This is a genomic window from Mycobacterium sp. IDUB_39, assembly GCF_055419205.1.
Genome location: NZ_JBVAXF010000003.1, coordinates 81053 through 103847, shown reverse-complemented (window position 1 = coordinate 103847; position 22795 = coordinate 81053). Strand labels below are relative to the sequence as shown.

Annotated in this window: 25 protein-coding genes and 1 pseudogene; 16 read left to right on the top strand and 10 right to left on the bottom strand. The window is 68.5% G+C overall.

Annotated features, from left to right (window positions below):
• Positions 1-35: 35 nt before the first annotated feature.
• Together ACZY0X_RS12415 and ACZY0X_RS12410 are read right to left on the bottom strand one after the other, a co-directional pair.
• Positions 36-923 carry a sterol desaturase family protein gene (locus ACZY0X_RS12415; protein ID WP_463771559.1) on the bottom strand — a complete coding sequence of 296 codons (888 nt, stop codon included), beginning with the start codon at positions 921-923 and terminating at the stop codon, positions 36-38.
• 89 nt (positions 924-1012) lie between these two features.
• Entirely contained in the window at positions 1013-2584 is a 1572-nt protein-coding gene (locus ACZY0X_RS12410; RefSeq protein WP_463770794.1) for a carboxylesterase/lipase family protein, read from the bottom strand.
• Positions 2585-2747: 163 nt separating this feature from the next.
• On the opposite strand from ACZY0X_RS12410, the gene ACZY0X_RS12405 reads away from it, so the two are divergent.
• From ACZY0X_RS12405 to ACZY0X_RS12395, 3 genes are read left to right on the top strand one after another with little or no spacing between them, the layout of a single operon-like run.
• Complete coding sequence (locus ACZY0X_RS12405; RefSeq protein WP_463770793.1) at positions 2748-3989, top strand: acyl-CoA dehydrogenase family protein; 1242 nt, start codon at positions 2748-2750, stop codon at positions 3987-3989.
• A 38-nt stretch (positions 3990-4027) separates the two neighbouring features.
• Positions 4028-4369 (top strand): DMT family transporter, encoded by a 342-nt coding sequence (locus tag ACZY0X_RS12400; protein WP_463770791.1) that lies wholly within the window; start codon positions 4028-4030, stop codon positions 4367-4369.
• 2 nt (positions 4370-4371) lie between these two features.
• Entirely contained in the window at positions 4372-4695 is a 324-nt protein-coding gene (locus tag ACZY0X_RS12395) for a DMT family transporter (protein ID WP_463771558.1), read from the top strand.
• Here ACZY0X_RS12395 and ACZY0X_RS12390 read toward each other — a convergent pair.
• Positions 4664-5863, bottom strand: coding sequence for an MFS transporter (locus ACZY0X_RS12390; protein WP_463770789.1), 1200 nt, complete (start codon positions 5861-5863; stop codon positions 4664-4666). The genes ACZY0X_RS12395 and ACZY0X_RS12390 overlap by 32 nt on opposite strands.
• Before the next feature lie 21 nt (positions 5864-5884).
• Between ACZY0X_RS12390 and lysA the strand changes: the two genes are divergently transcribed.
• On the top strand, positions 5885-7168 hold the full coding sequence (gene lysA / locus ACZY0X_RS12385) for a diaminopimelate decarboxylase (protein WP_463770787.1): 1284 nt from the start codon (positions 5885-5887) through the stop codon (positions 7166-7168).
• A 5-nt stretch (positions 7169-7173) separates the two neighbouring features.
• On the opposite strand, the gene ACZY0X_RS12380 is transcribed toward lysA, so the two are convergent.
• Positions 7174-7638: a hypothetical protein gene (locus ACZY0X_RS12380; RefSeq protein ID WP_463770785.1), complete on the bottom strand. Its 465-nt coding sequence runs from the start codon at positions 7636-7638 to the stop codon at positions 7174-7176.
• Between the two features lie 57 nt (positions 7639-7695).
• Between ACZY0X_RS12380 and malQ the strand changes: the two genes are divergently transcribed.
• The 7 genes and pseudogenes from malQ to ACZY0X_RS12345 form a co-directional block, all read left to right on the top strand.
• Positions 7696-9840, top strand: coding sequence for a 4-alpha-glucanotransferase (gene malQ / locus ACZY0X_RS12375; protein WP_463770784.1), 2145 nt, complete (start codon positions 7696-7698; stop codon positions 9838-9840).
• A 65-nt stretch (positions 9841-9905) separates the two neighbouring features.
• On the top strand, positions 9906-10319 hold the full coding sequence (locus ACZY0X_RS12370) for a hypothetical protein (RefSeq protein WP_463770783.1): 414 nt from the start codon (positions 9906-9908) through the stop codon (positions 10317-10319).
• A 94-nt stretch (positions 10320-10413) separates the two neighbouring features.
• A complete protein-coding gene (locus ACZY0X_RS12365) occupies positions 10414-11313 on the top strand; it encodes a metal-dependent hydrolase (RefSeq protein ID WP_463770781.1) in 900 nt (299 codons plus the stop codon).
• Positions 11313-12416, top strand: coding sequence for a PDR/VanB family oxidoreductase (locus ACZY0X_RS12360; protein ID WP_463770780.1), 1104 nt, complete (start codon positions 11313-11315; stop codon positions 12414-12416). Before ACZY0X_RS12365 ends, ACZY0X_RS12360 begins: the two co-directional genes overlap by 1 nt.
• Before the next feature lie 28 nt (positions 12417-12444).
• Entirely contained in the window at positions 12445-13944 is a 1500-nt protein-coding gene (locus ACZY0X_RS12355; protein ID WP_463770779.1) for a serine/threonine-protein kinase, read from the top strand.
• 59 nt (positions 13945-14003) lie between these two features.
• Positions 14004-14828, top strand: a complete 825-nt coding sequence (locus ACZY0X_RS12350; protein ID WP_463771557.1) for an LLM class F420-dependent oxidoreductase — start codon at positions 14004-14006, stop codon at positions 14826-14828.
• Positions 14798-15169 (top strand): annotated as a pseudogene (locus ACZY0X_RS12345) (nuclear transport factor 2 family protein); the annotation flags it as partial. The gene ACZY0X_RS12350 and the pseudogene ACZY0X_RS12345, both read left to right, overlap by 31 nt.
• 94 nt (positions 15170-15263) lie before the next feature.
• Here ACZY0X_RS12345 and ACZY0X_RS12340 read toward each other — a convergent pair.
• On the bottom strand, positions 15264-15731 hold the full coding sequence (locus ACZY0X_RS12340; protein ID WP_463770777.1) for an NUDIX hydrolase: 468 nt from the start codon (positions 15729-15731) through the stop codon (positions 15264-15266).
• Positions 15732-15747: 16 nt separating this feature from the next.
• Positions 15748-16014, bottom strand: a complete 267-nt coding sequence (locus tag ACZY0X_RS12335; RefSeq protein WP_463770776.1) for a helix-turn-helix domain-containing protein — start codon at positions 16012-16014, stop codon at positions 15748-15750.
• Between the two features lie 86 nt (positions 16015-16100).
• Between ACZY0X_RS12335 and map the strand changes: the two genes are divergently transcribed.
• A complete protein-coding gene (gene map / locus ACZY0X_RS12330) occupies positions 16101-16889 on the top strand; it encodes a type I methionyl aminopeptidase (protein WP_463770775.1) in 789 nt (262 codons plus the stop codon).
• Positions 16890-16914: 25 nt separating this feature from the next.
• Positions 16915-17712, top strand: a complete 798-nt coding sequence (locus ACZY0X_RS12325; protein ID WP_463770773.1) for an SGNH/GDSL hydrolase family protein — start codon at positions 16915-16917, stop codon at positions 17710-17712.
• On the opposite strand, the gene ACZY0X_RS12320 is transcribed toward ACZY0X_RS12325, so the two are convergent.
• The 3 genes from ACZY0X_RS12320 to ACZY0X_RS12310 are packed head-to-tail and all read right to left on the bottom strand — an operon-like array spanning position 17698 to position 19521.
• Complete coding sequence (locus ACZY0X_RS12320) at positions 17698-18072, bottom strand: DUF732 domain-containing protein (protein ID WP_463770771.1); 375 nt, start codon at positions 18070-18072, stop codon at positions 17698-17700. The genes ACZY0X_RS12325 and ACZY0X_RS12320 overlap by 15 nt on opposite strands.
• 16 nt (positions 18073-18088) lie before the next feature.
• On the bottom strand, positions 18089-18652 hold the full coding sequence (locus ACZY0X_RS12315) for a hypothetical protein (RefSeq protein WP_241405080.1): 564 nt from the start codon (positions 18650-18652) through the stop codon (positions 18089-18091).
• A gap of 59 nt (positions 18653-18711) precedes the next feature.
• Entirely contained in the window at positions 18712-19521 is an 810-nt protein-coding gene (locus ACZY0X_RS12310) for a nuclear transport factor 2 family protein (RefSeq protein WP_463770770.1), read from the bottom strand.
• A 118-nt stretch (positions 19522-19639) separates the two neighbouring features.
• Here ACZY0X_RS12310 and ACZY0X_RS12305 point away from each other — a divergent pair, with 118 nt between their 5' ends.
• The 3 genes from ACZY0X_RS12305 (at position 19640) to ACZY0X_RS12295 (ending at position 22246) form a co-directional block, all read left to right on the top strand.
• Entirely contained in the window at positions 19640-19999 is a 360-nt protein-coding gene (locus tag ACZY0X_RS12305; RefSeq protein ID WP_463770768.1) for a hypothetical protein, read from the top strand.
• A gap of 117 nt (positions 20000-20116) precedes the next feature.
• The gene (locus ACZY0X_RS12300) at positions 20117-20536 is read left to right on the top strand and encodes a hypothetical protein (protein WP_463770767.1); all 420 of its coding nucleotides are present in this window, start codon (positions 20117-20119) and stop codon (positions 20534-20536) included.
• A gap of 36 nt (positions 20537-20572) precedes the next feature.
• Complete coding sequence (locus tag ACZY0X_RS12295; protein ID WP_463770766.1) at positions 20573-22246, top strand: acyl-CoA synthetase; 1674 nt, start codon at positions 20573-20575, stop codon at positions 22244-22246.
• Here ACZY0X_RS12295 and ACZY0X_RS12290 read toward each other — a convergent pair.
• Positions 22198-22779, bottom strand: coding sequence for a hypothetical protein (locus ACZY0X_RS12290; protein ID WP_463770764.1), 582 nt, complete (start codon positions 22777-22779; stop codon positions 22198-22200). The two genes, ACZY0X_RS12295 and ACZY0X_RS12290, sit on opposite strands and share 49 nt — an antisense overlap.
• Positions 22780-22795: the final 16 nt, after the last annotated feature.

The following is a 22795-nucleotide window of genomic DNA, read 5'->3' as shown; positions in this document are numbered from 1 at the left end:
CGACACTACGTGGCGGCCTGGCGAAGCGGCCGGATCTAGCCAGATGTGGTGATCGGTGCGGGGATGTCGGGTTGCGTCGTGGCGCGGGGCGCCCAGCCGGGCGGACCGAAGGCATAGCCGAAACGATCGCGCCAGCGGTTCGCGCGGCGGACGTCGCGAGCGATCGCGACGTACTCGTGGGTTTGAAGCGTCCAGATGTTGTAGGTGTCGACCTGCTTGGTGAGTCCGTAGTGCGGCCGGAACAGTTCGTCGGCGTAGGTGCCGAACATGCGGTCCCAGATGATCAGAATGCCGCCGTAGTTCTTGTCCAGGTACTCGGCGTCCATACCGTGGTGCACACGGTGGTGCGACGGCGTGTTGAAGATGAATTCAACTGGCCGCCAGAGTCTTCCGATGCGCTCGGTGTGGACCCAGAACTGGTAGATGAGGTTGACCGAGAAACTGGCGAACACCATCCACGGCGGAACGCCCAGCAGCGGAAGTGGAATCCACAGCAGGATCTCACCGCTGTTGTTCCACTTCTGCCGCAGCGCCGTGGCGAAGTTGAAGTACTGGCTGGAGTGGTGGGCCTGGTGGGTCGCCCAGATCAATCGGACCCGGTGCGCGATGCGGTGATAGGTGTAGAACAGCAGGTCCACGCCCACCAACGCGATGACCCAGGTGTACCAGGCGCTCGATGAGAGGTGCCACGGCGCGATATAGGCGTAGATGGCGGCGTATCCGAGCAACGCCAAGAACTTCCACGCCCCCGTCGTGGCCACCGACACCAGCCCCATCCACATGCTGGCCCACGCGTCCTGGCGCACGTATGCGCCGGAGGGCGCCCGGTCGTCCTCGAGCCTCTCGAGTTTGCGTGCCGCCGTCCACTCCACGACGAGAAGGAGCACGAAGAACGGGATCGCGAACAGCACGGGGTCGCGCATCTGCGGTGGCAGCACGTCCAAGAACTCTCGGATGCCGGTTAGCGCGTCCACGTCATCACCTCCGACAGACCAGCCTAGCTAGCGGGTGGTCACCGGAAGCTCAGGACGTCGTCACCCCAGGCGTCCCGCAACGCGTGGTCCGGATCGTCGAGCACGGCATCGGTCTTGTCGATCACCAGCGTCGCGCGATCGTCGAGCCGATACGGCCGCCATTGCGGCTCGTCGGCTGACCCCGCCGGCTCGCCGGAACTCGCGAAGTTCACCCACCGCCTGCGCATCCGCTCCGATACCGCGGTACCGGCCTTGAGCCCGCCGAGCTTGAATGTCGGATCCTTGGGACCTGCGACGAGATTGCCCCAGACATAAGGGAGTTCGGTGGCGTGTGCTGCCCCGAGGCGGAGCAGCCGCAGCATCGGCGTGGCCCAGTCGAACCGGTAGACATACACCGGAGCGACTGCGGCGTGCCGCTGGGCGAACCAGATCGAGGGCATCCGGAAACCGATGTCGCGCGCCACCCCCATACCGGGCGTCTTGCCGCGTCCGCGGTAGGTGGTGCCGAGTCGGTCCTGGCTCGGTACCACCGCGTCGGGCTGCTCGAGTTCGATCTGAGCGAACATCGCCTTGATCGCCTCGGGTGTGATCGGCATCAACGGCGACTTCATGAACCGGAACAGCGCCGCCTCGTGCTTGTTGGTGCCGATGATCAGCGGAACGGGGTGGGTGCGCCCGGCGCGGGCCACCTCCACCGGGTAATCGGGCACCACGTCGCCGTCGACGATCGGCGCGAAGCCGAGGGTGCCCGGCGTGGTCACCGGAACCTCGTCGAAGACGCGTTTGGACGCCGCGAGTATCTCGGCGATGGGTGCGTCCGGCAGTCGGTCGACACCGTCGGCGTCGACTGTGGCGGCATCGAGGAAGCGTTGGGCGACGGCGCGTCCGCGGTCGGCGTCATAGATCGAGGTCACAGGCGAGCTCTGCGCGATGGCGGCCGAGAACAGGCCCGCGGCCGCCGGGCTGGCGAGCAGTGTGGTCACGATGCCGGCGCCCGCCGACTCGCCGAACAGCGTGACCCGCTGCGGGTCGCCGCCGAAACCTGCGATGTTGTCGCGCACCCACTGCAGGGCGAACAGCACGTCGCGTAGCCCCAGGTTGGTCTCGAATGTGGTGCGTGACGTGCTGAACGAGGACAGATCGAGGAAGCCCAGCGCGCCGAGGCGATAGTTGACCGTGACGATCACGACATCACCACCGGCCGCGAGCTCGCGCCCCCGGTAGAGCGATTGGGCCGAGGATCCCAGGATGTAGGCGCCGCCGTGCACCCACACCATCACGGGCTTGCCGTCACCCGGCTCGGTGCCTGACGGCGCCCACACGTTCAGGGTGAGGCAGTCGTCACCCTGCGGGCCACCCAGGTCGATGGGGATTCGCGGGTCGGTGGGTTGCGGGCAGACCGGTCCCACTCTGGTGGCCGCGGCCGGCTCGGACCAGCGCTGCGGTGCACGGGGCGCGCGCCACCGCAGCTCACCGACGGGGGGCGCCGCGTAGCGAACACCCCGCCACACCTTGACTACTCCGTCATCGACACCCCGCACCGGCCCGTTGCTGGTATCGACGATCGGCTCGTTGACTCTCGTGGCACCTGATATCTGCGGATCAGCCATGTGCGATCCCGGGCGAATCGTTGAGACACATGACCTACACGGTACTCCCGCATACCGGCGCCCCCTGTGACTCGGAGCACTCTTCGGCAAACGCGGGCCGGTAAACAATCTCGGTGGTCGCAACCGTGGGGGACGCCGCGGCGAGTCCGTAGCGTTCGGCGCCATGAGCATCGACCTCGAAACCACCACGCCACTGCTGGCGTCCTCGCACGAGGCGCTTTCCACCGCGGACGCCGTCGCCGCCGAGATCGCCGTCGGTAGCGCCGAACGTGAGCGGGCAGGCGTTTCGCTGCTCCCCCAACTGCGCCTGGTGGCCGAATCGGGGCTGCTCGGCATCTCGGTGCCGACCGAGCACGGCGGACCCGGTCTGCCCGCATCGACCACGGTCGAGGTGCTGCGCCGGCTGTCGCGCGGCGACGGCGCCGTCGGACAACTGTTGTTGTCGCACTTCGTGATCGCCAGGGCTATCGCCGGACTCGGGCAGGCCGATCCCGCCCCGCGCCTGTACGCCGACATCCTCGGCGGTGCGCAGATCGGCAACGCGACGGCCGAGCGTGGTACCAAGACCTCCCTGCAGCGCCGCACGGCCGTGACGCCACGCGGTGACGGGACGTGGCTGCTCGAGGGAACCAAGTACTACGCCACCGGCGCTCTGGGCGCGACATGGATCGCGGTGGCCGCAGTGGTCGGCGGGGGCGCGGGCGAGACGGCGACGGTCTTCATTCGACCCGAACAGCCCGGTGTCACACTCGATCTCGACAAGTGGTCGGCCTTCGGCCAGCGCGGGACGGCGAGCGGCGAGATCCGCCTCGACGGCGTGATCGTCGAGGCGGATCTGGTCATCGAGGAGGGCACGCCGCCTGATCCGGTGACGGGACCGCCGAGCGCGCTGGGTCCGTTCGACCAGGCGCTGCACGCCGCGATCGACATCGGAATCGCCAGGGCCGCACTGGAGGACGGTGCGGAGTTCGTCCGCACCCGCTCACGTCCATGGCAGGAGGCGGTCGACGCGGGCGTCGAGCGCGCCGAGAATGAACCGCACGTCGTCCGTCGCTTCGGTGAGTTCACCGCGCGTCTCTACGCCCTCGAGGCGCTACTCGCCCGGGGCACCGCACTCGTCGATGAGGCATATGCGCTACCCGAACTCACCAGGGAGGCCGCCGCGGAGGCGACCCTGAGCGTGGCGGCGGCCAAGGCCCTGGCCCAGGAGTTCGCCGTCGAGATCGCCAGCGGCATATTCGAACTGACCGGCACGTCGGGCACCGACAGCGCGGTGAACCTCGACCGGCACTGGCGCAACGTGCGCACCCACACACTGCACGACCCCGCCCGCTGGAAATACGTGCACCTGGGCAACCACACGCTCTCGGGTGCCACGCCCCCGCGGCTCGGCCTGGTCTACTAGGCGGCTAGGGAACAGCACGGCCTCCGTTAGGTTGAGGCGTGCGCAAGTGGGTGCTGCTGACCGCAGCCATCGTCATGGAGGTCGCGGCGACGTTATCGCTGCGGGCATCGCAGGATCACCCGGCGTGGCTGGGTGTCGTCATCGTCGGCTATGTCGTCGCCTTCGTCCTACTCGCCCTGGTGCTGCGCGAGGGCATGGCGGTCGGTGTCGCCTACGGCATCTGGGGTGCCTCGGGCACGGCGCTCACCGCAGTCCTGGCCGCCGTGCTGTTCCGTGACGCTTTGACGTGGGCGATCGCGGCAGGTATCGCCTTGATCATCGCCGGTGTGCTGTTCGTGGAACTCGGGTCCCGCTCGCATGCAACGGATTCCACCTCGTGACGATCTGGCTCGTGCTGGCCGGGGCGATCGGCATCGAGGTCCTCGGCACGTTGGGCCTGCGGGCGTCTGACGGCTTCCGCAAGAAGGTGTGGATCGCGCCCGTGATCATGGCGTACCTGACGTCGTTCTACCTGCTGTGGCTGGCGTTGAAGCTCGGCATGCCGGTTGGCATTGCCTACGGGATCTGGACGGCGTGTGGTGTCGCGCTCGTCGCGGTCATCGCCAAGTACCTGTTCGGTGACCCGCTGACGGGCAGGATGCTCATCGGGATAGGCCTCATCGCGGCCGGTGTCCTCACGATCGAGTTGGCGGGCGTCGTCCACTGAGGGCCCCCGCCGCGGCGATGACGGCGAGACCCGCGGCGGGCACCACGAGCAGACCGATCCGCAGGCTGGTGGCGTCGGCGATGGCGCCCACCAAGGGCGGAGCGGCGACGAAGCCCAGCCGCATCAGCCACGCCACTGCGGTCAGCCCGCTACCCGCACGCAGGCCGGGCAGTCGGTCGGCGGCGTGCATCGCCGCGGGTATCACCGTCGCGATACCGATACCTGCCGCAGCGAACCCCGCGATGGTGCTGGGCACGCTGGGAAACAGCAGCGCAGCACCCATACCCGCCGCGGTGATCAACCCGCCGACGCGCGCCACCGCGCGCTCACCGAACCGGTCGACCAGGCGGTCACCGGTCATCCGTCCGACGAACTGGAACGCCAGCAGCGCGACGTAGCCCAGAACGGCGACGCCACCGGCCGCACCGAGGTCATCGCGCAGGTACAGCGTCGCCCAGGAACTGCCGGCATCCTCGACGACGGCGCCTGCCGTCGCGATCACCACCAACAGCATCAATGTCAGATAGACCCGTCGGCCCGCCCCGCGGCCCGGGCGTCCGTTGACCGGATCGTGCTCGTCCTCGACCGCGTCGGGGCCGTGCAGCAGGAAGCGGTAGGCCGTCACCGCAACGCCAACGAAGAGGACGCCGGTCGCGCCGATGTGCATTTCGCGGGGCACATTCAAGGCGATGGCACCGGCGGCCATCACGCTTCCGAGGACGGCGCCCAGGGACCAGATGCCGTGCAGCGAGTTGATGATGGACCGCCCGTGGGCGCGCTGCACCCGGAGTCCCTGCGTGTTCTGCGCCACGTCGACCACGGCGTCGCAGGCACCCCCGGCGAACAGGGCGACGGCGACGAGCAGTGTCGTGGGTGACGCAGCGGCCGCGAACGTCAGCAGCGCGATGCCCGCCGTGCCCAGCACCGCCAGCCGTGCCGAGGTGAGCCTGCGGATCAGTGCGGCCGCGGCCAGCCCGGCGGCGAGGGCGCCGACGGGATACGCGGCGATGACGATTCCGTAGGCGGTGTTCGACAGTGCGAGGTCGGCCTTGATCTCCGGTAGACGCGGGGCCAGGTTCGCGAACAGGGCACCGTTGGTGAGGAACAACGCGGCCACAGCGCGCCGGGCTCTGAGGATCTGCGCCGCATTGCTCACCACTGGCGCCATGCCGGGGACGATACTGGCTCGGTGACGACCGGGTTCGAGCCGACCGATGCTGACCTACTTGGCCTCTTCCCACCTGGGTCGCTGGTGGCCGACGATGGCGCGCTGGTGGTGGGCGGTTGCCGGCTCGAGGACATTGCCGCGGAGTTCGGCACCCCGGCCATCGTGGTGTCGCGGGACGCGCTGGTTCGGCGGGCCCGCGACTACCTGTCGGCGTTTCGCAGTCGCTGGCCACGCGCCGACGTCGCATTCGCGTCGAAGTCGTTCCCGTGCACGGCGGTTCAGCGCGTGATGGTCGAGGAGGGCCTGCACCTGGACGTCGCGGGTGCTGGCGAGATCCTGACGGCGTGCAAAGCCGGGGTCGACCCGGCACGGCTGATCCTGCACGGCAACGCCAAGACCGACGAGGAGATCGAACTCGCCGTCGCGCGAGGCGTCGGGCTGATCGTGGTGGACAACTTCGATGACATCGACCGGTTGGAGCGCACCGCAAGCGCGGACCGCCCGCAGGCGTGCCTGGTCCGCGTCATCCCCGGCGTCGAGGCCGATACCCACGCATCGCAGGCCACCGGCCACGCGGGGTCGAAGTTCGGGCTCGCGCCGTCCGATGCCCGCGATGCCATCGAACGGATCCGGCGCAGCCCGGTGCTGAGGCTCGATGGTGTGCACACCCACGTCGGGTCACAGCTGCTGGATGTCGATCAGCTGGCCGCGGCGGTCCGGCCGATCGCCGAACTCGGCACATTCGACACCTACGACCTGGGTGGTGGCCTCGGCGTTCGCTACACCTACGACGAGAACGCCCCCAGCCTGGACGCGTATGCCGCGGCCATGATCGATCAGGCCAGGGCGCTGCTGCCTGCGGACAGTCGCGTCATCGTCGAACCCGGCCGCAGCATGGTGGCCAGCGCGGCGTGCACGCTGTACCGCGTCACCACGGTCAAACGTGGGCAGGTCACGCACGTCGCCGTCGACGGCGGGATGGGCGACAACCTGGAGGTGTCGCTCACCGGCCAGCGGTTCGAGGCGGCAATGGCGAACAGGTTCGGGGTCGGCGGCGAGGTCGTCACAGTCGTGGGCAGGCACTGCGAGTCAGGCGATCAGCTGGTCGACGGCATCGCGCTGCCGGACCCCGCCGTCGGTGACCTGCTCGCGGTGCCCGTGACGGGCGCCTACTGCTACACGATGTCGAATCAGTACAACGGTGCGCGGCGGGTACCGGTGGTCTTCGCCGAGAACGGCGCGGCGCGGCTGGTGGTCCGGCGCGACACGTGGGACGACCTGCTGTCCCGCGACGTCGATCCCTAACCGAGTCAACCGGCGGGCAGCTCGGGCTCCGGCTCCGCGGGCGGCTCCGCGGGCAGCACGGGCATGGGCCTGCCGTCGGCGTCCTGGTCACGCTGACCGAGCAGCCCGCCCTCGAGCCCGCCGCCCTGGTAGCTGCCCCACAGCCGGCGCAGGTACTGCCACTTCGAGACGTCGGCATTCTCCTCCCCCGGATTCACACCGACGATCTGTCCCTGACCGGGGGCCGACGGCTCGGCATATTGCGGCAGCAGATAGGCGTTGTTCAGCGGGTTCTGATTGGGCCGCGCGACCGGTTCCGTCCCGGGTGGTGAGGGAACGGCGTGCTGCGGCAGGAGCAACTCGCCCTGGTTCAGGGGCGCCGGGACGGTGGGCACCGCAGGTACCTGCGGCGGCGGTTCTGCGCCCGCCTGCGCGGCGAGCGCGATCGCGGCCGCGACGGCCAGCGCGGCGGGGATTGGCAGGACGTGCACGCCCCGAACGTAGCGGCCAACCCGCGCGTCGGCGCAACAACCGGCAAGATTGCGGTCATGAGTGAGCTGCCCCCCTCGTTGGTCGAACTGGCTCACCGCTTCGGTGTCGCGACCGGCTTCGACGATTGGACCGGCGGGCACCGGTCGACGCCGGAGGCGACGTTGGTGGCTGTGCTCGCCGCGTTGGGGGTGACGGCGGACAGCGAAGATGACAGGGCCGCTGCGCTTTTGGCGCTCGATCGCGAGTACTGGTCGCGCTGTGTGCCGCCCACCGTCGTGACTCGCAGCGACCGCACGTCATCGTTCTGGGTCCACGTCACGCACGGCGATCCGGTCGGGGTGTGGATTCGACTGGAGGACGGCACCGTCCGCACCGGCCTGCGTCAGCTGGAGAACCTCACGCCGCCGTATGACCTGGATGGCCGTCCGATCGGCGAGGCGACATTCGAGTTGCCCGCGGATCTGCCCCTGGGCTATCACCGGCTGCATGTGCAGGCCGGCCCGCAGGATGCCTCGACGCTGCTGATCGTCACACCGGCCACAGCTCGGCTGCCCGCGCAGCTCGGGGCGGGCCGGACCTGGGGTCTGGCGACACAGCTCTACAGCGTCAGGTCCGAGAATTCGTGGGGTATGGGCGATCTCACCGACCTCACCGATATGGCGGTGTGGTCGGCCGCGCGCCACGGCGCCGGTTTCATCCTGGTCAATCCGCTGCACGCGGCCGCGCCGATCGCCCCGATGGAACCCTCCCCCTACCTGCCGACATCGCGTCGCTTCACCAATCCGATCTACCTGCGGGTCGAGGCCATTCCCGAGTACGCCGACGCGCGTCATCGCGGCAGGCTGCGCAAGGCCCGTGCGGCGGCCCAGGCGCATGCCGAGACCTCGGAGCTGATCGACCGCGACGCGGTCTGGAAGGTCAAGCGCGCGGCGCTGCGGGCTGTGCATCTGGTGCCCCGTTCGGCGGGGCGCGATCTGGCCTATGCCGCGTTCCGGGCGCGGGAGGGTGGCAGCCTCGAGGACTTCGCCACGTGGTGCGCGCTGGCCGAGGAGTTCGGCGGGGACTGGCACGACTGGCCCGCCCAATACCGTCATCCAGCGTCTGCTGCGGTCGCGGACTTCGCCGCCGAGCACCACGACTCCGTCGACTTCCACCGTTGGCTGCAGTGGCAGCTCGACGACCAACTCACCGCCGTGCAGGCGACCGCGCGCCAGGTCGGGATGTCGCTGGGCGTCATGCACGACCTCGCGGTCGGCGTGGACCCCAACGGCGCGGACGCGTGGGCGCTGCAGGACGTTCTGGCGCTCGGCGTCTCCGGCGGTGCCCCGCCCGACGAGTTCAATCAGCTGGGGCAGGACTGGTCGCAGCCGCCGTGGCGTCCGGACAAGTTGGTGGAGGCTGCGTACGCCCCGTTCCGGGCGGTGGTCAGTGCCGTGCTCCGGCACGCGGGCGGGGTGCGGATCGACCACATCATCGGGCTGTTCCGGCTGTGGTGGATACCCAGCGGCATGCCTCCGACCGAGGGCACCTATGTCAGATACGACCACGAGGCGATGATCGGGATCGTCGCGCTCGAGGCGCATCGCGCCGGGGCGGTGGTGGTCGGTGAGGACCTGGGCACCGTCGAACCCTGGGCGCGTGACTACCTCCGGGAACGGGGTCTGCTCGGAACCTCGATCCTGTGGTTCGAGCGGGACGGCTCCGGCGGACCGCTGCCCGCAGCGCAGTGGCGGGAGTACTGCCTGTCAGCGGTCACGACGCACGATCTGCCGCCGACTGCCGGTTACCTGGCGGGCGAGCATGTCCGAATCCGGGAGGAACTGGGCCTGCTCACACGTCCGGCCGCCCAGGAGATCGCCGATGACCGTGCCGCGCAGGCCGCGTGGATGTCCGAGCTGCGCCGGGTGGGGCTGCTCTCGGACCGAGATGGCGTGGAGCCCACGGTCGAGCAGGTGGTGACCGCACTGCACGCCTATCTGGGGCGGACCCCGTCACGGCTGCTCGCCCTCGCGCTGCCCGACGCAGTCGGCGACGTGCGGGCCCAGAACCAGCCGGGAACCACCGATGAGTACCCGAATTGGCGGGTACCGCTGACCGGCCCGACCGGCAGTCCACTGCTGCTAGAGGACGTCTTCACGGATGCTCGCGCTGCGGCGCTCGCCGAGGTGATGCACCATCAGGTAACGATCTCCCCCGAGTGACCGAAGTTTCTCACGGGAGTTAACTGCGATATGTTCGCAACCGCACCGCGACATCCGGAGGTCACGTGAAGAAGCTTGCCGTTCTTGGAGCCGGCGCCATCGCCGCGGCTACGGTGGCCCTGCTTGCACCCGGCGTTGCCGACTCCAGCCCGGGAAGCGCGGCCTCCCTCAACGTGGTCGGTGAGCCCTATGGCCGTGCGTTGTCCATTCTCAAGAGCCAGGGCGTCAAGGCGTTCTTCGGCGGAGCGGTCGGCAGCGACTACCCCCAGGCCGAGTGCATCGTCTCCCAGCAGAAGATCACCAGCGGCGGCCGGATGCTCCTGAACCTGGACTGCACGGAGGCAGCCGTGCTCGCCGCCCAGGGCAACGCGCCGGCCGGCGGCGGCGGAAGCGGCCCCAACGTCGGCGGCAACGGCATCACCACCGTCACGGCCACCCCTGTCGGCCCGCAGCCCGGGATGCCCATCCCCGGCGCCTAGCGTTCGACACCCCGGACCACAGGTACCCGCTACCCGCGTTCCCACCTAACCCGTAGACTGGCCCCCATCACATTTCCTGATGAGGAGGCACGTCATGTTGCGTCCACAGCGGTTCGACACCGAGGTCGACCCTGGTCCGGTGCAGATCCAGGCTCGTAAGGTCCACTTCGACGTGGCCGACGCGGCGTTGGACTGGATCCCGAATCACCCCGTCGCCTCCAATATGGTCAGCCTGCTCAATATCGTGCTGCCCGCCGCCGAGCGCTGGTTCGTCACCACCTACAACGAGGCGCTGCCACTGGTGAAGGACCCGAAGCTCGCGGAGGACATCCGCGGCTTCATCGGGCAGGAGGCCACGCACGCCGACACCCACGACAAGGTGCTGCACGAGTACATGGTCGCCAATGGCGTCGATGTGACCTCGATGCTGGAACTGGTCGAGTACGTGTTCGAGAAGATGCTGGCGCCCATCGAGACGGACGATCCCAAGCGTCGGATGAACAACCTGTGCGACCGGTTGTGGTTGATCGCGGCCATCGAGCACTACACGGCGGTCCTCGGCGACTTCTCCCTGAACTGCACCTGGGACGACCACGGGGCCGACCCCACCGTCGTCGACCTGTTCCGGTGGCACGGCAGCGAGGAGGTCGAACACCGGATGGTGGCCCACGACGTCGCGGCGTACTTCCATGACAGCTACTTCGAGCGCATCCGCGCGATGACGATGGCCGTGGCGATGATGTTCATGTTCTTCCAGCGCGGCACCTGGTATCTGATCAAGAGCACCCCGAGCAACGACATCGGCTGGTGGCGGATGCAACGGATGCGCATGCGCGACTCCAAGCTCGGACTGCTGCCCAAGTACCGACAGTTGTTCGGCTCCAACACCTTCGTGTACTTCCGACCCGGTTTCACCCCCGAGGAGATGGGATCCACGGCGCAGGCCGTGGCGTATCTGGCGAGTTCGCCTGCGGCGCGGGCCGCGCACCTCTGATGCGGCTCGTCTCGCGGCTACGGGAACTGCCGCCGATGCCCGGCCGTAGCCGCCCGGCGTGGTCCGTGGGTCTCGCCGATGCCGCCGTGACCGGTCTGTTCGCGTTGTCTGGTGTGACGCGCAGGGTGGCACCGCCCATTGAGGTCGACCGCCGCATCGCTCTGACGGTGTCGGACCGCACCGTCGTCGCCCACGATCAGGACGTCATCGCACTGCGGTTGACCGCAGCCGACGGTGGTCCGCTGCCCCGTTGGCATCCGGGCTCACATATCGACGTGCACCTGCCGAGCGGCAGGCTGCGCCAGTACTCGCTGTGCGGCGACCCCGATGACACACACGCCTATCGGATCGCGGTTCGTCGCATCCCCGGCGGTGGCGGTGGCTCCGTCGAGATTCACGACGACCTTGCGATCGGGTCGACGATCACGACAAGTGGTCCGCGCAACGCGTTCCCGCTCACGGTGCCCGGCTACGGTTCGCCCACGCAGCGCGTCCGGTTCATCGCCGGCGGTATCGGCATCACGCCGATCCTGCCGATGCTGGCCGCCGCGCAGCGACTCGGTGTGGACTGGTCGATGATCTATGTCGGACGCAGCACCGACAGCCTGCCGTTCCTCGATGACGTCGCCCGTTTCGGTGATCGCATCCTGATCCGCACCGACGATGAGTCCGGTGTGCCCACGGCCGTCGACCTGCTCGGCGACTGCCCGGACGGCACGACGGTGTACGCCTGCGGTCCCGCTCCGATGCTCACCAGCGTGCGCACGCACCTGGTCGGGCGCGACGACGTCGAGCTGCACTTCGAACGGTTCGCCGCGCCGCCGGTGGTCGACGGCCGGGAGATGGCGGTGTCCGTCGCGTCCACCGGTGCAACGGTCCGGGTGGGCGCCGAGGAGAGCGTGCTGGCGGCGTTGGTGCGATCGGGTGTACACGCGCCGTACTCCTGCCAGCAGGGCTTCTGCGGTACGTGTCGCACCCGCGTGCTGGCCGGCGCCGTCGACCACCGCGACACGCTGCTCACCGAACCCGAGCGCGACGCCGGGATGATGTTGATCTGCGTGTCCCGCGCCTCGGATGACGAAGGCCTGGTCCTGGACCTCTGACGCGCTCAGTCCGGCTACTATTTCGCGCATGCCGCTGCCCCCCGGACCGTTTCACGCAGGGACGACGTTCGCTGGCTACACCATCATCAGGCGGCTCGGATCCGGCGGTATGGGTGAGGTCTACCTGGCCCGGCATCCACGGCTGCCGCGCCAGGACGCCCTGAAGGTGTTGCGCGCCGAGGTGTCGGCCGATAGCGAGTACCGAGAACGGTTTCACCGCGAGGCCGATATCGCCGCGGCCCTGTGGCATCCCCACATCGTGGGCGTGCACGACCGCGGCGAATTCGGTGGCCAGCTCTGGATCTCAATGGACTACGTCGACGGCACGGACGCCGGAGAGCGGCTGCGCGAGCGCTTCCCCACCGGGCTGCCACCGCGGGAGGTCGCCGAGATCATCACCGCGGTCGCCGATGCGCTCGACTACGCCCACGAGCGCAACCTGCTGCACCGTGACGTCAAGCCCGCCAACATCCTGTTGGCCAATCCGGATTCGCGGGAGCGACGAATTCTGCTGGCGGACTTCGGGATCGCCCGATGGGCCGATGACCCGAGTGGGCTGACCGCCACGAACATGACGGTCGGCACTGTGTCCTACGCGGCCCCCGAGCAGCTGATGGGCGATGAACTCGACGGCCGGGCCGACCAGTATGCGTTGGCGGCCACGGCATTCCACCTGCTCTCCGGTTCGCCGCCGTTCTCCCACTCCAACCCCGCCGTGGTGATCAGCCAGCACCTCGGCGCGGCCCCGCCTGCGCTGCGCGATCGACGTCCGGAACTGTCCGCACTGGATCCGGTGCTGTCCAAGGCGCTGGCCAAGAACCCCAACGAGCGCTTCGAACTGTGCGGCGACTTCGCCCGCGCCCTGGCCCACCGGCTCGGCGGCGGTGTCGATCCCGGCGGCGCTCCTGATGCCGACCCCGAGGCCACTCAGTTATCACCGATCGCCGCACCCGCCCGGCGCTCACCGGTACGGGCCGGCGTGATCGTCCCAGCGGTTCTGGCGGTACTGCTGATCGTCGCGATCGCCGTGGCGGCGTTCGAGTTCACTCGGGCCGATGACGAACGCCCAACGCAGGCAACCAATGCCAGCGCCACCGACGCGAGGGCCACCACTACCGCCACCACGCCATCCACCATGCCATCCACCATGCCATCGACCACGCCTCCCGCCAGCCCGCTACCGCCTCCACCACCCCCGACCACCACCACGTCGACCGACCCGACAACCACGACAACCGCGACCACCGCACCGGCAGCGGCGGTCATCGGTGCCGACTGCTCTCCCGAGGGCAGCACGGCCACCACTGCCGACGGCAGCACCGCCTACTGTTCGACGCTGCAGGGCACCGCGGCGACGATCTGGTCGCTGACCCCCGGTGACGTGCCGAGCCCGACGGTCACGGTCGACCCGACCGAGGAACCGCTTCCCTTTGGTCAGGAGTCGCCCGTGCGGGTGTGCATGCAGCAAACGGGCCAAACCCGCCGCGAGTGCCGCGAGGACATCCGCCGCAGTAACGAGCTTCCGTGACCGGCCTGCCGAAGTTCGCCGTCGTCGCCCCCGTCGTCGCGGGCGTCACCGCCGACCCGATGTGGATGACTGAATTCGCCCGGCACGTCGAGGATTGCGGCTTCGAGTCGATAGTCGTCGTCGAGCACACCGTGCTCATGACGCAGTACTCGAGTGTGTATCCGTACGACCAGTCGGGACGCGTGGAGATCCCGGCCGACTGCCCCGTCCCCGATCCCCTCGACCTGCTGGCCTTCCTGGCCGGCCAGACCACCCGACTCGGCCTGGCGACCGGCGTGCTGGTGCTGCCCAACCACCATCCCGTGGTGCTGGCCAAGAGGGTCGCCACCATCGACGCGCTGTCGGGCGGACGGCTGCGCCTTGGCGTGGGCATGGGTTGGCTGCGTGAGGAAGTCGAGGCGTGCGGTGCCCCGTTCGACGAGCGCGGGCGCCGCGCAGACGAACAGATCGATGTGATGCGGCTCTTGTGGGCCGATCATCCCGAGGGCGTCAGCCACCATGGCGAGTTCTTCGAATTCGATTATGCGACATGCCATCCCAAACCCACCGGCCGCCTGCCCATCCACATCGGCGGGCACAGCAGGGCGGCCGCGCGCCGGGCGGGTCGGCGCGGTGACGGATTCCAGCCGCTCGGTGTCAGCGGTAACGCGCTGACCGAACTCGTCGGGTTGATGCGCGAGGAGGCGCAGCGTGCGCAGCGCGACCCCGACGCGTTGGAGCTCTCACTGGGACATCTGGTCACCAAGATCGACACCGACCGGGCCGGCAGGCTCGCGGCCTCGGGCGCGGACCGCGTGGTGCTGGCTATGCCACCGACGGCCGACCTCGACGAGGCGAGGGACGTCGTGTCGGCGTGCGCTCAGCGACTGGCGTTGACATCGTGACCCTGGCCATCGCCGACCGTCTGGCCCTTGCCGATCTGGTCCACCTCTACGCCGCCGCGGTCGATGACCGGCGGTTCGGCGACGTCGCCGAGTTATTCAGCGAGACAGCAGAACTCCGCCTGCCCGACCCACCCCGGTCATTGGAGTCCGTGCACTCCCATCGCGGCCGTGCCGCCATCCGCGGTGCCATGACGGCACTGGCAGGTGTCGAACGCACCGAGCACGCGATAGTCGGCGAGGTCTACGCCGCGGGTCCCGAACCCGGGTATGCGCTCGGTCGCATCACCTGCATCGCGCATCACTGGACACGGGGCGAGGGCGGCGCGCAGGACGTCGTCTGGCACCTGCGATACGACGACGAGTATCTCCGGACGAAGACCGGATGGCGCATCCACGGCCGCGCGTTGACCATCAACGCCATCGAGGTCAGGCAGATCAGCCGCCTGCGACAAGCTCCACCAGTCGGTCCAGAAGCGGCTGCTGACCCTTCAGCAGCTTCGACCGGGCCTGCGCCACGGATAGCCATGCCACCCGGTCGATCTCGGGATACTCCCTGATCCGTCCGGAACCTCTCGGCCACTCCAGTTCGAAGGTGTTGCTCACCGTGTCGGTGACATCAAGGTCGCCGCGGACCGCAAACGCCGTGACGATCTTGCCGCCGGGCTGTTTGACCGGTGCGAACTCGACGCGTGGACCATCGGGCACGTCCAAGCCGATCTCCTCGCGGAACTCGCGCCGGGCGGCGAGCCAAGGATCCTCCGGCTCGGTGTACTCCCCCTTCGGGATCGACCATGCCCCGTCGTCCTTGCGCGCCCAGAACGGGCCACCGGGGTGTGCCAGCAGCACCTCGACCCCGTCATCGGCGATGCGGTACAGCAGCACACCCGCGCTCAGTTTCGGCACCCGGTAACCCTAGGTTCTAGATGGCCATCCGCTGGTCTGCTGTCCCCCGCCAGGCGTCGACGGCATCCTGCAGGGGCATGCCGAGCGCGTTGCAGAGTCCGATCACCGTGCCGAAGCTCGGGCTGGGCATTCGTCCGACCTCGATCTTGCGCAGTGTCTCGGGCGAGATACCGGCGTGACGGGCGATCACCTCGGGGTCGCGACCGGCTCGGGCTGTCCGAATCAGCGCGCCGAGACGTTGCCCGGCCTTCACCTGCTCGGGACTCAGAGGCACACGCACCATGCCGGTCAGCATAGCCGGTATTCAAATACCGATCTCTGCTACCGTCGTGGCGGTATAAAAATACCGAACCTGGACGGAGAGCGTGTGTGATTGAACTCAAGACTGCCGACGAGATCAACAAGATGGCGGCCACTGGTGCGTTCGTCGCGGACACCCTGGCCACGCTGTCGATCGAGGCGCGGCCGGGAGTGAACCTGATGCAGCTCGAGCACCGGGCCCGCGCCCTGATCACTGCTCGCGGCGCGGAATCGTGCTATTGGGACTACGCGCCGTCATTCGGTCGCGGTCCGTTCCGGAACGTCATCTGCCTGTCGGTCAACGATGCTGTGCTGCATGGCATGCCACACGACTACGCGCTGCGTGATGGCGATGTGTTGAGCCTCGACCTTGCGGTGTCGATCGACGGCTGGGTGGCCGATTCCGCGGTCACGGTCATTGTCGGTGACGAAACCGACGCGGCCGACGCAGCCCTGATCGCCTCGACGCAGAGAGCCCTTGACGCAGGTATCGACGCGGCGGTCCCCGGCGGCCGACTCGGTGACATCTCCGCCGCAATCGGCGCAGTCGCGACCGAAGCCGGTTATCGCATCAACGCCGAGTTCGGCGGTCATGGCCTGGGGCGCACGATGCACGAGGATCCCCACATCCCCAATCGCGGAAAACCCGGGCGCGGGTTGCTGTTGCGGTCGGGTATGACGTTCGCGCTTGAACCGTGGTGGGCACGAGGCAGTGATCGCCTGGTCATGGATGCGGACGGCTGGACCCTGCGCTCGGCCGACGGCTCGAACACCGCGCACTCCGAGCACACCATCGCCATCACCGAAACCGGCCCTCGCATACTCACTTCGCCGAGTTGCGCGCACACGGCGAGCTGACGGCCGCGCCGCTACAGTTTCGATCGTGGCTGACACAACCGGGGCCTACACCCGCTATGTCGCACTCGGCGACAGCCAGACCGAGGGTCTGTGGGATGGCGACGACTCAACGGGCCTACTCGGTTTCGCCGATCGGCTCGCCATGCTGCTGAACGAGCACACCCCCGGTGTGCGTTACGCCAATCTTGCGGTGCGAGGCAAACAGATTCGCGATGTCATCGATGACCAGCTACCCCGAGCGCTGCAGATGCGTCCCGACCTCATCACCATCTGCGTCGGCATGAACGACGTCACCCGGCCGGCGCGGAGTATCGACCGGGCATTGGAGGACCTCGACCTCCTGCACGACCTGCTCGCCGAATCCGGGGCGACGATCGTCACGACGACGTTTCCCGACCTCGCCAAGATCCTGCCCGTCGGGCGACTGCTGGCATCGCGGGTGCAACAGGTCAACGAAGTCATCCGCTTCGCGGCCGACCGCCACGGATTCCGACTGGTCGATCTTTATGCCGCACCGTCGATGACAGACCCGGAGACCTGGAGCCCCGACCGTGTGCACGGGTCGCCAAGAGGACACGCCCTGTTCGCCGCGGCGGCGGCCGAGGCGCTCGAGCTGCCCGGCAGCAGCCACGAATGGACGGTCAAGCGTGCCCACGTCGAGCCGCCGGGGTTCCGGTCCCGGATGTACTCGCAGGTGCTCTGGACGCAGAACCTGCTGATGCCCTGGGTGTGGCGCCACCTGCGAGGACGATCCAGCGGTGCCGGGCGCGAGCCCAAACACCCAAGACTGGAACCCCTCTCGCTGCGGCTAGAAGCCGAGTAGTCCCAGCGGCAGCGGGTTCTGGCCGTTGCCGAGAGATGCCATGACGCCGGGGCAGAACGCCGAGATGGCCAGGCCGGTGAACATCGTCGCGGGACCGAGCGACATACCCGCCGCGTCAGCGACCTTGGCGGCGGCATCGGCGGCGGACTGACCGGGTTCGGACAGCATCGGGCACACCGACTGACCGAGCGCAACGGCATCGGCCGGGTTGGCCATCCCCACCCCGGCGCTGCCGAGCGCGTCGATGAAGGCGTCGTCAATGGGATCGGCCTGGGCCGGCACAGCGGTCAGCAGTGCCGCGGCCGACACACCGGCGGCGAACACTGACACACGGCGGATGGTCGTGGTTCTGAAAGGCACGGGCAAAGCCTACGGGTCAGACGCCCTGCCACGTCTCGTCGAGTTGCTGGGCGACATCGATGACCTTGGCCTTGCTGGATGCCGGGCTGTCGATCTCACCGGCCACGTGTGCGGCGATGAAGCGCTTGATCTCGGCGTCGATGCCGCCGATGATCCGCACCAGCTCGGCGCGCAGCGTCTTGGACGTCACATGGATCGCGATATCGGAGGGCCGCGGTTTGTGGACGTCCAGGACTATCAGCAGGGGTTCTGCCGCGAGCGCCTCGGCGCGCAGCGCGATCTCGCCGAAGACGATGAACCGCGGTTTGTCGATGCGCAGGTCCACGACCATGTCGATCTCGAGCGGAATCTTGATCGAGAAGGTGATCAGTTCGCCGACATGCCTGGTGACCACCGGGGTCTGGATCTTGACCCGCGCGGTGACCTTGGCGATCTTGCCGGGACCCTGCGCGATCGGGCCGATCTCGAACTCGTCGCCGGCGATCTGGGCGATGGCGTCACCGACCCGCTGTTCGGAGACGGCGACCTCGAAGAACTTTCGGCCGAATTCCTCGTAGGTCAGATTCTGGTGGTCAGACATGGTGTTCCTACCGTCTCATGTCCACGTCGCGTTCACCGGCACCACACCCCGAATCGTCATCACGCCTCGGTGAAGAGGCGGATCCGGGTGATCGCCAGTGGGCCGGACTCCAGATCGGCGAACAGGATGCCGCGCAGGCCGTCGGCCTCCACTCCGGCGGTGACCGTGTGGGCGGCGACGATCGACTTGTGCCACCGTCCGCCCCGGAGTCGATTGACCAGATCCGACGCGGAGATCGCGACGTCGTCCCCCAGGGTGATCGCCACTCGGTCCCCCAGCAGGCGCCGGACCGCGACCTCGTCGCCCGCGCACACGTCATCGAGGAGCCGCTCGACGTGACGCTTACCGCGTCCGCCGACCCCGCGAAACCCCGCGGCGAAACCGACCGCGCCGAGCGGGCCCTGGTTGCGCAGCAGACCACCCGCAAGACCAAGGCCGGCGGGGACGGCTCCGAGGCCGGCCCGCGCGAACTGGACCACCATCGCTGGCAGCTCCCAGAACGCCCGCATGCGGGCGATTCTCAGTGCGGCGTCCGCGGGCTCCATGTCATACCGCAGGTAGGCGGGAATGTTCATCACGACTGACGTCCCCATCCTCACCTCGAGCGTGACGTCGCGGATGACCGAGTGATCGGAAACCACGTCGAGGTGACGGTGAAAGACGATGTCCCGGGGCGCGATGAACGTGTCGTAGAAGCGTTCGATCTGCTCCCGCCCCCGATGCGGCTGCGACCCGACGGGGTCCTCGACGCGTCCGTGCGGCGCGAACAGGTCGACCCAGCCGCTCCGGTCGTGGATTCCCAACGCCGCGGGCGACCGTTCGGCGGCGGCGATCAACTCGGCACGGGTGGGTGCGGACTGGTCTGGCATCCCTCCATCGTCCACCACGGGCAGTCCGACAAGAGCATCGTGGCGGTCCCTGCAGTTCGCGCGCACACTGGAGGCTGTCACCGGCGATGGGCCGGGCGACCGTGACGAGGAGACCGCCATGAGCCAGAACGGACCGTTCGGTATCGACCCGGAGGACATCGACCGGGCGCTGCGCGAGGCCGGTGAGGGGCTGCGCGACGCCCTGGGGCGCGTCGGCCAGGGTGCGGGCTGGGCCAGTCTCATCAACGAGTTCACGCGCTCGACGCGGCCCGCGCCCGAGCCCGAGACCACCGGCCAGACCGGCGACGGGGTGTGGTCGGTCTACACCACCGATGACGCGGGCGGCGCGCACATCGAGGAGGTCTATCCCACCGAACTGGATGCCTTGCGCGCCAACAAGAACAACACCGACCCCGCCCGACGGGTGCGGTTCCTGCCGTACGGGATCGCCGTGAGTGTGCTCGACGAGACCGAGTGACGGTCCGGAACCTGTCCTGGGCCCCTCTCCCGTCGCTTCGCTCGCCCTGGCTCGAAAGCGCTCGGCCCCACGGCTAACCCGTTAGGCTTTGCCGCAACGTCGAGGAGGCTCATCAGTATGTTTCGCGAACTGACGATCGCAGGCGCGGTTGCGGCGGCTGCCATCGCACTGGCCCCGACCGCCATCGCGGAGCCCAACGACTATCCGGACACGTCCGGCCGGTATCCGACCGACGTTCCGGGGATGAACTACGACGCGGCGCTGAGCGCTCCCTGCGACAACTACCAGGTGTTCACCTTCGGGCGTGGGCGTGGCGGCGAGCCGCTGAAATGTCATTGGATCCCGAATCAGTGGCCACCCGTGTACACCGGTTTCTGGGTGGCGTCCTACCCGCTGCACGGCCAGCAGGACATTGGTGCGCCCTGCCCCGGACCGAAGTCCGCGGCGCAGGCGCCCGACGGCCGTCCGATGGTCTGTCTGGGGGCGCAGGGCTGGCAGCCCGGCACGCTCACAGGCGCGGGCTTTTTCCCCGGCTGACCATACAGCGCACGCGTCAATGTACGGTCGTCGATTGTGAGCGATGTCAGCGGTGACGTGAACTTCAACCTGTCCGAGGTCTTTGGCTCGGTGGCCGACACCATCCCGGACGAGACGTTCCTGGTGTGGCGTGGCCGCCGAATGAGTTACGGCGACATCGACAAGCGCGTCGACGGCTTCGCGAACTACCTGATCTCGGTCGGACTCGGCTGCCACACCGAGCGCGACGCGCTGGCCGGCCACGAGTCGGGTCAGGACCATCTCGGCATCTACCTGCGCAACGGCAACGAGTACCTCGAGGCCATGATCGGCGGCTACCGCGCCCGAGTGGCACCGTTCAACGTCAGCTACCGCTACGTCGAGGAGGAGCTGTGCTATCTCCTCACCGACTCCCACGCGCGCGCCCTGGTCTACCCGTCCGAGTTCGCGCCGCAGGTGGCCGCGATCCGCGACCGTCTGCCGCATCTGTCGGTGCTGATTCAGGTGGCGGACGACTCGGGCCATCCGCTGCTGCCCGGGGCCGTGGACTTCGAGACCATCCTGTCCACCCCCGCCCCGCCGCAGGGCAGGCCCACACCGTCGGGTGACGACCTCTACATCCTCTACACCGGCGGCACCACCGGCATGCCGAAGGGCGTGCTGTGGCGGCAACACGACATCTTCGTGTCCTCGATGGGCGGGCGCCCGTGGGGCAGCGACCAGGCGATGACCTCCTACGAGCAGCTGCGTGCCCAGGCCGGCGGCTCGCCGGGGGCAATGTCGCTCCTGATGATCCCGCCGCTGATGCACGGCGCCGCCCAGTGGGCTGCGTTCAACACGGTGACCATGGGCGGGCGGCTGGTGATGCCCGACGACGTCGAACGGCTACGCGCCGACGCGGTGTTGCGGCTCGCCGAGCAGGAACGCGTGATGAGCATTCCCGTGGTCGGCGACGCGATCGCCCGGCCGCTGATCGACGAGATCGAGGCTGGCGACTACGACCTGTCTGGCCTGTTCGCCATCACCAACGGTGGCGCGCCGATGTCACCGACCGTGCGGGCGCGCATTCTGGCGGCACTGCCCAGCGTGATGGTGATGGACGCCGTCGGCGCATCCGAGTCCGGTGCGCAGATGAGCACGGTCAACAGCGCCGGCGCCGAGGAGAGGGCAGCAGTCTTCACGCCGCAGTCCGACACCGGCGTCGTGTCGGCCGACCTCGACCGAGTGCTGGAGCCCGGTGAGGGGCCGGGATGGCTGGCACGCCGCGATCTCATTCCGCTCGGCTACCTCGGCGATGCCGAGAAGTCCGCACGCACCTTCCCGACCATCGACGGCGTGCGCTGGTCGGTGCCCGGCGACCGCGCCAACGTGCTCGAGGACGGCCGCGTCGAACTACTCGGCCGGGACTCGGTGACCATCAACTCCGGTGGCGAGAAGATCTTCGTCGAGGAGGTCGAGCGCGCTGTTGCCGCGCATCCCGCGGTGTACGACGTGGTGGTCGTGGGTCGCCCCTCGGAGCGCTGGGGCAGCGAGGTCGTGGCCGTGGTGCAGTTCGCCGACGGCGGCTCGGCCACCGACGACGAACTCGTCGAGGTGTGCCAGAAGTCGATCGCGCGCTACAAGGTGCCCAAGGCGTTCATCCACACCGACAAGGTGGTGCGTTCGCCCGCCGGTAAGGCGGACTACCGCTGGGCCAAGGATCTCGCGACCGACGGCGTCAGGTCCGAGTAGCCCGCGAGCAGCGAGGTAGTCCGGCCACGGAACGTCTCAACCGGGTCCACCGATTCCGCTATGCCGATGGCGAGCAGCGCCCGCGCCTTGAACGCGCGGGCGGCGGCGCTCAGTACGTGGTGGACGGATTCGACACCCGGGATCGGTTCGGCGAGTCCGTCGCCCCACACCGTGACCTCACCGAGGCCGCGCCTCAACACGCGCAGCACCTCGGCCCGCAGGTGCTCGTCGTCGGACAGCGCATGCGCTGATGCCGCCAGCGATAGCGACCGCAGGGGTGCCGCGGTGTCGTCGTCGGGCTGCTCGACACGACTGTTCACACCCAGGATGCGCAGCGGCGCAGTGTCGCAGTCGTCGGTGAGGACGACGGTGACGCACCAACCGGCCATCGACCTGTCGACGAGCCAGCCACCGGCGGACCGTACGACATCAGCGGCGTCGCGTGCCGTCACCTGAAGGTGGTACTTGCCCAGTGTGCTCACGACGTTGGATCGCTGCGGGCGCTCGTACATTCTGCGGCTCGAACTCGACACCCCATGAGCGTGACAC